General features: G+C 68.5%; 11 protein-coding genes. 6 read left to right on the top strand and 5 right to left on the bottom strand.

The features are described from left to right. Positions 1–15: 15 nt before the first annotated feature. From AB0G35_RS28060 to AB0G35_RS28040, 5 genes are all read right to left on the bottom strand, one after another. On the bottom strand, positions 16–1,248 hold the full coding sequence (locus AB0G35_RS28060) for a class I SAM-dependent methyltransferase (protein WP_360955265.1): 1,233 nt from the start codon (positions 1,246–1,248) through the stop codon (positions 16–18). Positions 1,249–1,380: 132 nt separating this feature from the next. Next, entirely contained in the window at positions 1,381–2,463 is a 1,083-nt protein-coding gene (locus AB0G35_RS28055) for an HAD-IIIC family phosphatase (protein WP_360955318.1), read from the bottom strand. Between the two features lie 62 nt (positions 2,464–2,525). Further along, the gene (locus tag AB0G35_RS28050) at positions 2,526–3,638 is read right to left on the bottom strand and encodes an acyl-CoA dehydrogenase family protein (protein ID WP_360955315.1); all 1,113 of its coding nucleotides are present in this window, start codon (positions 3,636–3,638) and stop codon (positions 2,526–2,528) included. A gap of 10 nt (positions 3,639–3,648) precedes the next feature. Next, positions 3,649–3,972 carry an acyl carrier protein gene (locus tag AB0G35_RS28045; RefSeq protein WP_360955262.1) on the bottom strand — a complete coding sequence of 108 codons (324 nt, stop codon included), beginning with the start codon at positions 3,970–3,972 and terminating at the stop codon, positions 3,649–3,651. Then, complete coding sequence (locus AB0G35_RS28040) at positions 3,969–4,835, bottom strand: 3-hydroxyacyl-CoA dehydrogenase family protein (protein ID WP_360955259.1); 867 nt, start codon at positions 4,833–4,835, stop codon at positions 3,969–3,971. Before AB0G35_RS28040 ends, AB0G35_RS28045 begins: the two co-directional genes overlap by 4 nt. A gap of 293 nt (positions 4,836–5,128) precedes the next feature. On the opposite strand from AB0G35_RS28040, the gene AB0G35_RS28035 reads away from it, so the two are divergent. The 6 genes from AB0G35_RS28035 (at position 5,129) to AB0G35_RS28010 (ending at position 11,815) form a co-directional block, all read left to right on the top strand. After that, positions 5,129–6,334: a macrolide family glycosyltransferase gene (locus AB0G35_RS28035; RefSeq protein WP_360955256.1), complete on the top strand. Its 1,206-nt coding sequence runs from the start codon at positions 5,129–5,131 to the stop codon at positions 6,332–6,334. A 23-nt stretch (positions 6,335–6,357) separates the two neighbouring features. Continuing rightward, positions 6,358–6,939, top strand: a complete 582-nt coding sequence (locus AB0G35_RS28030; RefSeq protein ID WP_360955253.1) for a dTDP-4-dehydrorhamnose 3,5-epimerase family protein — start codon at positions 6,358–6,360, stop codon at positions 6,937–6,939. A gap of 89 nt (positions 6,940–7,028) precedes the next feature. After that, positions 7,029–8,291: a dTDP-4-dehydro-6-deoxyglucose aminotransferase gene (locus AB0G35_RS28025; protein ID WP_360955250.1), complete on the top strand. Its 1,263-nt coding sequence runs from the start codon at positions 7,029–7,031 to the stop codon at positions 8,289–8,291. A 3-nt stretch (positions 8,292–8,294) separates the two neighbouring features. Continuing rightward, positions 8,295–9,749, top strand: a complete 1,455-nt coding sequence (desII, locus tag AB0G35_RS28020) for a dTDP-4-amino-4,6-dideoxy-D-glucose ammonia-lyase (protein ID WP_360955247.1) — start codon at positions 8,295–8,297, stop codon at positions 9,747–9,749. A 51-nt stretch (positions 9,750–9,800) separates the two neighbouring features. Next, complete coding sequence (locus AB0G35_RS28015) at positions 9,801–10,763, top strand: thiamine pyrophosphate-dependent dehydrogenase E1 component subunit alpha (protein WP_360955244.1); 963 nt, start codon at positions 9,801–9,803, stop codon at positions 10,761–10,763. Positions 10,764–10,780: 17 nt separating this feature from the next. Further along, complete coding sequence (locus AB0G35_RS28010) at positions 10,781–11,815, top strand: transketolase C-terminal domain-containing protein (protein ID WP_360955241.1); 1,035 nt, start codon at positions 10,781–10,783, stop codon at positions 11,813–11,815. The last annotated feature ends 350 nt before the right edge of the window (positions 11,816–12,165 follow it).

Raw genomic sequence — 12,165 nt, 5'->3', positions numbered from 1 at the left:
GGCCGGCGCCCCCTGTCACACGACGCTCAGCCGGGGCAGCGGGAAGACCAGTTTGCCGCCGGCCTCCCGGTAGGCCCGCTCCCGCTCAAGGAAGCCGTCGCGATAGATCCACGGCAGCACCAGGAGTTGGTCGGGCTTGCGGAGCTTGGCCTCCTCCTCGGACACGATCGGGATCGCCGATCCGGGGGTGAAACGCCCCGCCTTCTCCTCGCTGACCTCGCCGATGCAGGGCAGGTCCCGCTCGGTGAGACCGCAGTACTGGAGGATCACATTGCCCTTGGTGGAGGCGCCGTATCCCACGGTGAGCAGCCCCGCCTCGCGAGAGCGGTCGAGGAAGCCGACCAGGGCGTCGCGCTGGTCCTGGACACGGCGCGCGAACGCCTCGAACGGGGCCATCGTGTCGAGCTTGGCCTCGGTCTCACGGGCGCGGATGCGGGCCAGGCCCGCCTCGTCCTTCGGGTACCGGCTCGCGCTCTTGGCGAGGGTCACACAGAGGCTGCCGCCGTAAACATCGGTGAGTTCAGCCTTGATCACGGTCAGCCCGACCCGCTCGGCCATCCACTCGATCTGCCGGAGAGCGTAGTACTCCAGGTGCTCGTGGCAGACGACGTCATAAGCGTCGGCTTCCAGCATGGCGGGCAGGTAGCTCTGCTCCATGACCCAGATGCCGTCCTCGGTGAGGACGTCGTGGACGTCCCGCATGAAGCGCATCGGGTCCGGCAGGTCGTAGAACATCGCGATGGAGGTGACCACCTTCGCGCGCCGGGAACCGAAGCGGTTCGTGAACGCCTCGCGCGAGAAGTAGTCGACGACCAGCTCCACGTCCGCCGGGTACAGCTCACGGAACTTCTGGCCGGTCGGATCGATCCCGACCCTCCGCGGACCGTCCGCGGGATAGCCGCGCAGCAGCGTGGAGTCGTTGCTGCCGATGTCGAGGACCAGGTCCTGGGGTCCGAGGTCGACCAGTTCGCGGATGGCCGCGACCTTGCTCCGGAGGTGGTTGACCATGAACGGCCGGATGCCGGAGCGGTAGCCGTAACCGTCCCCGTACATCAGAGCGGGGTCCGGGGTGTGGCGCAGCTGCACCAGACCGCACCCGGCCGGGGAGCACTTCACGAGTTCGAGCGGCACCGAGGGGACGGCCTCGTCACAGCTCGCCGGGAACACCCCGGTGAGCGCCTGGTCCCCCAGGTCCAGCACGGGAAGCAGCTCACGATTGTCGCAGATGCGACACGCAGTGGTGATCATGTGGTCCTCTCGGGAGGTACAGAGGTGAACGACGACGGCCGATCGGACGGTCCGCGGCCGGACGCTTCGGCCTCGCAGACCGGGGCACTTCGCCGTCCGAGACCGGGGGCCGGCCTGGGACGGGATCAGGGGTCAGCCCCGGACGGGGGCCAGTTCGGGGGCCTCAAGGCGGAGGGTGTCGGAGGCGGGCTGAACGGACGGCACCAGATGCAGCCGGCTGACGCCCTCCGTGCGGCCCAGCGCGGCCTGGCAGGCACAGGACTCGTCGGAGAACCCGGCGAAGCGGTAGGCGACCTCCATCATCCGATTGCGCTCGGTGGCCCGGAAGTCGGCGGCCAGATGCACCCCGGCCCGGTGGGCCTGGTCGGTCAGCCAGCGCAGCAGCGCGGAGCCCGCGCCCAGGGACACCACCCGGCAGGACGTGGCGAGCAGCTTGATCCGCCAGATGCCGGAGGACCGCTGGAGCAGGATGACGCCGACCGCGCCGTACGGGCCGAAGCGGTCGGTGACCGTGGTGACCAGCACCTCGTGGTCCGGGTCGTCGATCAGGGCGAGCAGATCGGCCTCGGAGTAGTGCACGCCGGTCGCGTTCATCTGGCTGGTGCGCAGGGTGAGTTCCTCCACCCGGGAGAGTTCTCCAGGGGTGGCGCGGGCGACCCGCATCCGGATGTCCAGCGAGCGCAGGAAGTCCGCGTCGGGGCCGGCGAATTCGGCGCGCTCGGCGTCGCGCTGGAACGACGCCTGGTACATCGAGCGGCGGCGGCGCGAGTCGACCGTGATCGTGGCCGGGCTGAACTCCGGCCGGGTGACGAGGTCGACGGCCTGCTCCGCGGTGTAGGTGCGGACCTCGGGCAGCACGTGGCGGACCTCGGCGCGCTCGAACGGCTGGTCGTCGATGAAGGCCATGGTGCTCGGCGCGAAGTTCAGCTCGTCGGCGATCTCGCGAACCGACTCCGACTTCGGCCGCCATCCGATCCGCGGGAGCACGAAGTACTCGGCGAGGCCGAGGCGCTCCAGCTGCGCCCACGCGTGGTCGTGGTCGTTCTTGCTGGCCACGGAGTTGAGGATGCCGCGCGAATCCAGCTCGGCGATCGTCTCGCGCAGGCCCGGCCTGAGCCGCACCTCACCGTCTTCCAGCAGCGTGCCCTGCCACAGGGTGTTGTCCAGGTCCCAGACCAGGCACTTGACCGTGGTCGTGGCAGCGCCGTCCGCCATTGCGTTCTCCGGGTCCACTGTCGTTCCTTCCTTCCCGGGGCCGCGGCCCCGCGGAGCCGGCGTCATCCCGCGGTCGCCAGGGCATGCTGCGCAAGGATGAGCTCGCAGATCTCGCTGCTGCCCTCGATGATCTCCATGAGCTTGGCGTCGCGGTGGGCCCGAGCCACCACATGCCCTTCGCGGGAGCCTGCCGACGCCAGCACCTGAAGCGCCCGCGCCGAGCCGCGCGCCGCGCCGGTGGCCGCTACGTGCTTGGCCATGACCGTGGCGGTCACTACATCGGGGCTGCCCTCGTCCCACAGATCGCTGGCGTGCTCGCACGCCCGGCTGGCGGTCTGCTCGGCGATCAGCAGTTCGGCGAGGTGCCTGGCCACGAGTTGGTGATCGGAGAGCCGGGTGCCGAACTGCTCCCTGCCGCCGGCGTGCCGGACGGCCGCGGCCAGACAGGCGCGCAGAATGCCCACACAGCCCCAGGCCACGGACATCCGCCCGTAGCTGAGTGCGGTGGTCACGAGCAGGGACGCCGTGCGGTCCACACCGTCGAGCAGAGCGTCGGCCGGCAGCCGTACGCCGTCCAGCCGGATGTTGGCATGGCCGGCCGCGCGGCAGCCGTACGGATCGGTGATCCGCTCGATACGCACCCCGGGAGCCGTTGCCGGCACCACGACGGCGCCCGCGCCGTCCTGGGTGCGGGCGAAGACGATCAGCAGGTCCGCGTAGGCGGCGTTGGTCGACCACACCTTGGCCCCGTCGACGACGATCTGATCGCCGTCCCGGGTGATGCGCGTGCGCAGAGCGGACAGATCGCTGCCGGCCTCCGCCTCGCTGAAGGCCACGGCAGCCAGCTCCCCGCGGGTCAGCCGGGGGACGAACGTGGCCTGTTGCCCCGCGCCGGCCAGCCGGCGCAGCGTCCAGGCGGCCATACCCTGCGAGGTCAGCACGCTCCGCAGGGAGCTGCTCAACGAGCCCACGTGCGCGGTCAGTTCGCCGTTGTGCCGGCTGGTGAAACCGAGCCCGCCATGGGCCACGGGCACCTGCGCGCAGAGCAGGCCCTTGGCGCCGAGCCCGCGCAGCAGGTCCAGCGGTATCTCGCCGGTGCGCTCCCACTCCGCGGCCGAGTCGCCGACCAGATCGGTGAAGAGCCGTTCCTCGGCGCCCGGTTCGGCCGCCCTGATGGCCGTCGCCTCACTCACTGTTGTTGCCACCCGCGCCGCCGGTGCCGACGGCGCTCGGGCCCAGCCTTCGCACCAGGCGGACCATCGCATCGACCGTGCGGAAGTTGTCGAGCATCAGGTCGGCGCCGCTGATGGTGATGGCGTAGGTCTTCTCCAGATGGACGACGAGCTGCATGGCGAACAGCGACGACATGCCGCCGACGGCGAAGATGTCCTGGTCCGCCTCCCAGTTCGTCCTGGTTTTGGCCGTCAAGAACTCCAGCAGTTCGGCGGCGACGTCATGGTCGGCCGGCGCCACGGCTGCGCCCTCCGTCGGGTCGGAGGTCTCGATCATCGCGTGCTCTCCTCGTAGTCGTAGAATCCCCGGCCGCTCTTGCGGCCGAGCTCTCCCCGCCGGACCTTCTCAAGCAGCAATTCGCTCGGGCGGAAGGCCTCGGAGCCCGTCCGCGCATGCATCACCAGGAGCGAGTCGGCGAGGTTGTCCAGGCCGATGAGGTCCGCAGTGGCCAACGGCCCGGTGCGGTGGCCGATGCAGTCGCGCATGAGCCGGTCCACGGTCTCCGGGGCGGCACGCCCCTCGTGGACCACCTCGATCGCGTCGTTGATCATCCGGTGCAGGAGCCGGCTGGTCACGAAGCCCGGGCCGTCGCCGACGATGATGCCCTCGCGCCCCAGCCCCGCCAGCAGCTTCTGTGCCGCGGCCGCTGCCGCGTCCCCGCTGTGCGGCCCGAGGACCACCTCCACCGTGGCGATGAGGTAGGCCGGATTCATGAAGTGCACACCGACGAGGTCCTCCGGGCGCGGCACCGCGGCGGCCAGCTCGTCGATGGGCAGCCCCGACGTGTTGCTGATCAGCAGCGTTCCGGGGCTCACCGCGGCTGCGAGGCCGGCCAGCACCGCGACCTTCTCCCCGGGGTCCTCGGCGACCGCCTCGATCACGGCGCACGCACCCGCCGCGGCATCCGCCGTGTCCGCCATGGTCAGTTCGCCCACGGGCCGGCCGGCGGGCAGCGCGCTCATCATCCGGGCCGTACGCACCTGGAGTTCGACCTTGTCGGGGGCGGCCGCCCGGGCCTCGGGGGAACGGTCGATCAGGGTGACCCGGTATCCGTGGCCGACGGCGAGCGCAGCGATGGCTGTGCCCATGACGCCGGCTCCCATCACGACGAGCGGGCCCTCCGCGTTGCTGTCGGACACAGAACCTCCATGTTTCCCGGGGACAACGGCGGAACTCTGGGATGCCTTCGGCAGGCCTCGAATGAGGCGCCATTCACGGCAACAATTCGACACTCTCTCTCAAGAAATGCACGCAATCCATGAATTGCCGTGGACTTTGTCATCTAGTGCGCGTCAAGCACTTTGTCATCTCGGACTTGCCCCATTCCGCCGGCCACTCCTAATGTGCGGGCGTCGCGAACCTTCCGGAGTTTCTCGCCGTTCCCCCCACGTCATGACGGCACTTGCCCCGAGCCCTCACGAAGGATTTCATCATGGCCCATATCGCGTTCTTCATCCTCCCGGTCGCCGGGCATCTGAATCCCACGCTGGGGGTCGCCGAGGAACTGGTGGCTCGCGGCCACCGCGTGACCTATGCGCTGCCCGAGGAGATCGCGGACCGGGCCCGACGGGTCGGCGCCGGGGTCGTCACCTACCCCATGGACAAGGAACGCTTCCTTGCGCAGATGGTGCCGCGGCAGGACTCCGAGGAATACACCGACGAGGGCGAGTTCATCCGTGTGCTGGAGTGGCTGCTGGACATGACCACGTCCACCCTCCCGCTGCTGGAGCCGCACTTCGCCGCGGACCGCCCCGATGTGATCGTCAACGACCCGTCCTCGCTGTGGACCGGCCGGCTGCTCGCCGACCGGTGGGGCATCCCCGTCATCCGCAGCACCCCCACCTACGCGGCCAACGAGCACTGGTCGCTGCATCCGCCGGTCGACGCCGCCGAGCCGCCGGACGACCCCGCGCTGCACGATCTGCTCGCCCGGATCGGCCGGTTGCTCAAGGAGCAGGGGGCCGAGAACGATCTCGCCGCGTTCACCAAGGTGATCCACGGCGGCCCCGCCCTGCTCTACATGCCCCGGTCCTTCCAGTATGCCGGCGACTCCTTCGACGACCGGCACCACTTCGTCGGCCCGTGCTCGCCCCGGGTGGCCTTCCACGGCACCTGGCAGCCGCCGGAGGGCGACCGGCCGCTCGTCATGGTGAGTCTGGGCACCCTCTACAACGAACGGCCGGAGTTCTTCCGCACCTGTATCGAGGCGTTCCGCGACGAGCCGTGGCACATCGTGCTGGTGCTCGGCGGCGGGGTGAGTCCGGACGAGTTGGGCCCGCTGCCCGACAACGTCGAGGTGCACGACTTCGTGCCGCACGGCGACCTGCTGCCGCACGCCGACCTGGTGGTGAACCATGGCGGGATGAGCACGGCCATGGACACGTTCTCGCACGGCGTCCCGGTCGTGGCGGTGCCGGTGATGCCCGAGCCCCGCGCCACCGCGCGCCGGATCGCCGAACTCGGCCTGGGTGCACAGCTTCTGACGTCCGAGGTGACGGCCGAGAGCCTGCGCGAGACGGCACGGCGGGTGCTGGCCGACCAGGGCATCAAGGAACAGGTGGCGGGCATGCGCGCCCAGATCCGTGCCGCCGGCGGCGCGGTGGCAGCCGCCACGGCCGTCGAGGGGCTGCTGCCCTGAGCGGCAGAAACGGCGGGGACACCATGCGCATACACGAAATGGCGGTGCGCGACGCGTACCGCATCGAACCCGAACCCATTCCGGACCACCGCGGTCTGTTTTACGAGGCGCTGCGATATGAGTCGCTTCGGGCGGCCACCGGCCAGGCGATCGAGATCCGGCAGGTCAACTACACCGTATCCGGGCGAAATGTGCTGCGCGGTATCCACAGCACCACCGTGCCGCCGGGTCAGGGAAAGATCGTCACCTGTGTCCGGGGCGCGGCGCTGACCATGGTCGTCGACCTACGGGTGGGATCGCCCACCTTCGGCAGGTACGACGTGCTCGGACAGGACCCGCGCTCCAGCACCGCGGTGTACCTGCCCGACGGGATCGGCCTGGCCTATCTCGCGCTGAGCGACGACACCTGCATGAACTACCTGTGCACCCGTGAGTACGTGCACGGCACCATCATCGACGTCGACGCCCTCGACCCTGAGCTGGGCCTGCCCTGGGACCTGACGGCACCGCCGGTCCGATCCGCACGCGACGCGGCGGCCCCCACGCTCGCCGCGGCGGTGGCCGCGGACCTGCTGCCCATGTACGAGGAGGTTTGTCCCCGCTAGCTCATCCAGGGGCATTGACCCGTGACACGCACACGTTCGACGCGAGTGGGCACCGCACAATCCGGTGGTAGCGCGAGAATCTCTTCTGGATGGTGGAAATGAAACGCGATCTCGGGGATCTCGCGCTGTTCGGAGGGCGCGCCGGTTTCCTTCAGCCGCTTCTGGTGGGCCGCCCGAACCCCATCGACCGTTCCCGGTTGTTCGACCGACTGAACTGGGCACTGGACAACCAGTGGCTCACCAACGGCGGGCCCCTGACCCAGGAGTTCGAGAAACGGGTCGCCGATCTGGCCGGGGTCCGGAACTGCGTGGCGACCTGCAATGCGACCGTCGCACTGCAACTGCTGGTACACGCCTGTGCGTTGACCGGAGAAGTGATCATGCCAGCGCTGACGTTCGCGGCGACCGCGCACGCGGTGCGGTGGCTCGGACTGGAGCCGGTCTTCTGCGACGTCGATCCACTCACCGGATGCGTGGATCCCGAGCAGGTGCAGGCCGCCATCACCCCGCGTACCTCCGCCATCTTCGCGGTGCATCTGTGGGGTAGGCCGTGTGATGTCGACGGCCTGGAGAAACTGGCCGCGGACGCCGGTGTCCGGCTGTTCTTCGACGCGGCGCACGCGATCGGCAACACCTCGGCAGGAAGACCCGTCGGCGGGTTCGGCGGCGCCGAGGTATTCAGCTTTCACGCGACGAAAGTGGTCAATTCCTTCGAGGGCGGTGCGGTCGTCACCGACGACGACGAACTGGCCCGTCGTGTCCGCGCCCTTCACAACTTCGGACTCGGCCTGGAAGAAGTCAGCTCCGCCGGGGGGACCAATGCGAAGATGAGCGAAGCCTCGGCGGCCATGGGGCTGACCTCCCTCGACGCGTTCGAGGAAGTCGTACGGCACAACAAAAGCAACTATGAGCACTACCGCACGGAACTCTCGGGAGTACCGGGAGTGGCCGTCCTCGCCTTCGACGAGAACGAACAGAACAACTATCAGTATCTGGTCGTGCAGATCGACGAGGACGTCACCGGGCTCCATCGCGATCTGCTGCTCCGCCTGCTGCGCGCCGAAAATGTGGTGGCCCAGCCTTACTTCTCGCCGGCCTGCCACCAACTGGAGCCGTACCGGTCCCGCCGGAACGTGCACCTACCGCACACCGAGCGCCTGTCGGCGCGGGTCATCGCCCTGCCGACCGGGTCCACGGTCTCCCGTGAGGACATCCGCCGGGTATGCGACATCGTCCGGCTGGCCGCCACCCGCGGGGCCGAGCTGACCGCCCGCTGGCGTCAGGCGCACTCCGATGACCAGCCGACGGCCCGTGTCATGCGGGACATTTCCGAATGGACGAGGGTGGGATGACTCATGATGAGGCAAGAAGCGGTGGCGAACACCGTAGCGGTCTGCACCCTTCCCGACAGCGATCCGGCGGCCGCTTCCGCGGTTCTCCGGCACGAACTGGTCAGTGTCGGCCATATGACGGACGCGGATGCGTGCGAGGCCGCGGGCCATTTGGTGCGGCTGGCCCGGATCTACGGTGCCAGCCCCTTCACTCCGCTGGAAAAGGCCCGTCGTGAACTAGGAGTCGACCGATCTGCCTTCCGCCGTCTGCTGGACGTGTTCGGCAGAGTCCCGCAGTTGCGCTCGGCCGTTGAGAACGGCCCCTCCGGCAAGTACTGGACGAACACCCTGCTTCCACTGGAACGCAAGGGGGTTTTCGACGCCGCTTTGCACCACAAGCCGGTGTTCCCGTATTCGGTCGGGTTGTATCCGGGCCCGACCTGCATGTTCCGCTGCCACTTCTGCGTACGGGTCACCGGTGCCCGCTACGAGCACTCCGCCCTGGACGACGGCAACAAGATGTTCGCCGCGCTCATCGACGACATGCCGACGGATGACGCCGACGCCATGTACGTGTCGGGCGGTCTGGAGCCGCTCACCAATCCCGGGCTGGGCTCCCTCGTTCAGAGGGCCGCCGGCCGCGGATTCCGCCTCACCCTGTACACCAACGCGTTCGCACTTACCGACCGGACGCTGGAAAGGCAGGACGGCCTATGGAACCTGCACGCGGTGCGGACCTCGCTGTACGGGTTGAACGATGCCGAATACGCGGCAACCACCGGAAAAAAGGCCGCGTTCGGACGGGTGAAAGCCAACCTGGAACGCTTCCAGCGGCTGCGTTCCGCACGCGCCGAGCCGGTGAAACTCGGCCTCAACTACATCGTCCTGCCGGGGCGGGCCCGGCGCCTGCTCGATCTCGTCGACTTCATCGCCGAGTTGAACAGCGCGGCGCCGGACCGGCCACTGGACTTCGTCACCCTCCGTGAGGACTACAGCGGCCGGCCCGACGGCCTGCTGTCCGGTGCCGAGCGCGCGGACCTCCAGGAAGCGCTGACCGGCTTTCGAGAGAAAGTCGCGGCCATGACACCCACCCTGCACGTCGACTACGGGTACGCGCTGAACGGCCTCTCAGCCGGAGCCGACGCCGAACTCGTGCGCATCAGACCGGAAACCATGCGGCCGACCGCGCACCCACAGGTGGCAGTCCAGGTCGATCTGCTGGGCGACGTCTACCTCTACCGCGAGGCCGGCTTTCCGGGGCTGCCCGGAGCGGACCGCTACAGCATCGGCAAGGTCTCCCCCGGAACACCCCTGGCCCAGGTGGTGGAGCGCTTTGTGACCAGCGGTGGGCAGATTCCTCCGGCGGAGGGCGACGAGTACTTCATGGACGGGTTCGACCAGGTCGTCACCGCGCGGCTGAACCAGCTCGAAGCCGATACCGCCGACGGGTGGGCGGACCAGCGCGGCTTTCTTCGATAGGCCTGCCCCTGCCTGGTGGTGCTGCCTCTCTTCTCGCTGCTCGGAGGAAAAATGACGCAACGGCGGCTGCTGCGCGACATGGTGCGCATTCGGTGTGTGGAGGAGGAACTCGGCGATCTCTACCGCGACGAACAGGAGATGCGGACGCCCGTCCACTTCTCCATCGGCCAGGAGGCGACGGCGGTCGGTGTGTGTGCGGCCATGCTCCGTAAGGACGTGGTCTACGGCGGGCACAGGTGCCACGCTCAGTACCTCGCCAAGGGAGGTGATCTCACCGCCATGGTCGCGGAACTGTACGGGAAGCAGAGCGGCTGCGCAGCAGGCCGCGGCGGATCCGTGCACCTCACCGACGAGGCCGCCGGATTCGGCGCGTCGTCCGCCATCCTCGGAGAAATGATCTCGGTCGCCGTCGGGGCGGCCTGGTCCTTCGCCCTGCGCGGTGAACCTCGGGTCGCGGCCACGTTCTTCGGCGACGGCGCCTCCGAAGAGGGGGTCTTTCACGAGTCGCTGAACTTCGCCGCTCTGCACCGTCTCCCCGTCGTCTTCGTGTGCGAGAACAACCAGTACTCCCTCTCCTCTCCGATCAACGCTCGCCAGCCGGCGGGAACCAGCATCAGCGGGCGCGCGCAGGGCTACGGGATCTCGACACAACGAGTCGATGGAAACGATGTGTTTGCCGTCTTCGAGGCAGCGCAAAAAGCCGTACGGCAGTGCCGCCAAGGGAACGGACCGTATTTCCTGGAACTCGACACCTACCGCTGGCGCGAGCACGTCGGCCCCCACTGGGACTACGACGTCAGCGGCCGTTCGAAGGCCGACGTCGAATCCTGGGTCGCACGCTGCCCGATCCGCCGCGCGCTGGAAACCCTCAGCGTCGCGGACCCGGACATCACGGCAGAACTCGCGGGCTGGGAGACCGAATTCCGCGCCGAGTTGCACGCAGCCGTGACCGCGGCCAGGTCGAGTCCGTTCCCCGCCGTGGCGGACCTGCTCACGGGCACGTACGAGAGCTGAGTGGAGAAGACAGCGACATGCGGAAGATCACCTATTGCCAGGCGATAAGTGAAGCCACGGTGCAGTGCATGACAGCCGACCCCGACATCATTCTCGCGGGGCAAGGCGTCGACGACTACAAGGGCATCTACGGGACCACCACAGACGCCTTCCGAAAATTCGGCCCCTCTCGTGTGATGGACATCCCCAACGGCGAGAACGCCTTCGCGGGCATAGCCGTCGGCGCCGCTTCGATGGGCATACGGCCCATAGTCGTCCACACCCGGGACGACTTCATGTTCCTGGCCATGGACGCCATCTTCAACCTCGCCGCCAAGTGGCGCTACATGTACGGCAACCAGGGCAGTGCGCCGGTCGTGATGCGCGGTCTGGTCGGCCGCGGCTGGGGACAGGGCGCTACCCACTCGCAGAGCCTTCAGTCACTGTTCGGACACTTCCCCGGGCTCTACGTCGCCACCCCCGCCTCGCCCGCCGACGCGAAGGGCCTCCTCGTCAGCGCCCTGCAGGCCGAAACGCCGGTCGTCCTCCTGGAGAACCGCGGCCTGTACGGAATCGAAGGGGAAGTACCCGAACAACCCGTTGCGGTCCCGTTCGGAGCCGGAAGAATCGCGCGCACGGGGGGTGACATCACCGTGGTCGCCGCGTCCCTCATGGTCCACGAGGCGGAACGCGCGGCCGACGCCCTGCGGGAACAGGGCATCGGCGTCGAGGTGATCGACGTACGAAGCATCCGTCCCTTGGACGACGCCCTCATCTGTGCATCAGTGGCGAAGACGGGACGCCTGGTCGTGGCCGACACCAGCTGGGCCCGTTACGGATTCGCCGCGGAAGTCGCCGCCGTAGTGGCCGAGAACGTCTACGACTCACTCCGGGCACCGGTCCGCCGAGTAACCCTGCCCGACTGCCCCGCCCCCGTGTCATGGCCGTTGGAGGAGGCGTTCAACCCGAATGCAGAAGCCGTGGCGCACGCCTGCCTCGAAACGCTGCACAGCGGTCAGCGCTCCGTACCGAGAATGCGTGACGTCATGTCGGGGTTCACCGGGCCGTACTGAAGGCTGTCCGCTGACCACGCCTCGCCCGGCACGGGACCGTCACGACCGGCGGGCCCCACTCAAGTCCCCCACTCACGTCCTCCCCTCAAGGCGCCCGGTCAGCCGTGCGGCGGCGGGCGGGTGGCGAGTACCGCAGGACGCGCCGCGGCCGGTGATAGTCGGATGTGATCGGCCGGAGATTCCTCTATGGTGGACAGCGTGTGAGATTCGGCATCGACCTTGTGACGCGGCGCTGAGCGCGACGCTCATAGCGGCCTTCTGTTGAGCTGTCCGGTGGGATAAAGCCTTCGGGCAGGGCTCGACGGCCGTGTCGTTAGCATGCCCGCCCCGTCATTCGTCGACGAGATGCC

Origin of the sequence: Streptomyces sp. NPDC021749, assembly GCF_040640655.1 — a bacterium.
GTDB lineage: Bacteria > Actinomycetota > Actinomycetes > Streptomycetales > Streptomycetaceae > Streptomyces.
Note: the sequence above shows the minus strand (reverse complement) of the source record. Positions and strands in the feature narration are given on the sequence as shown.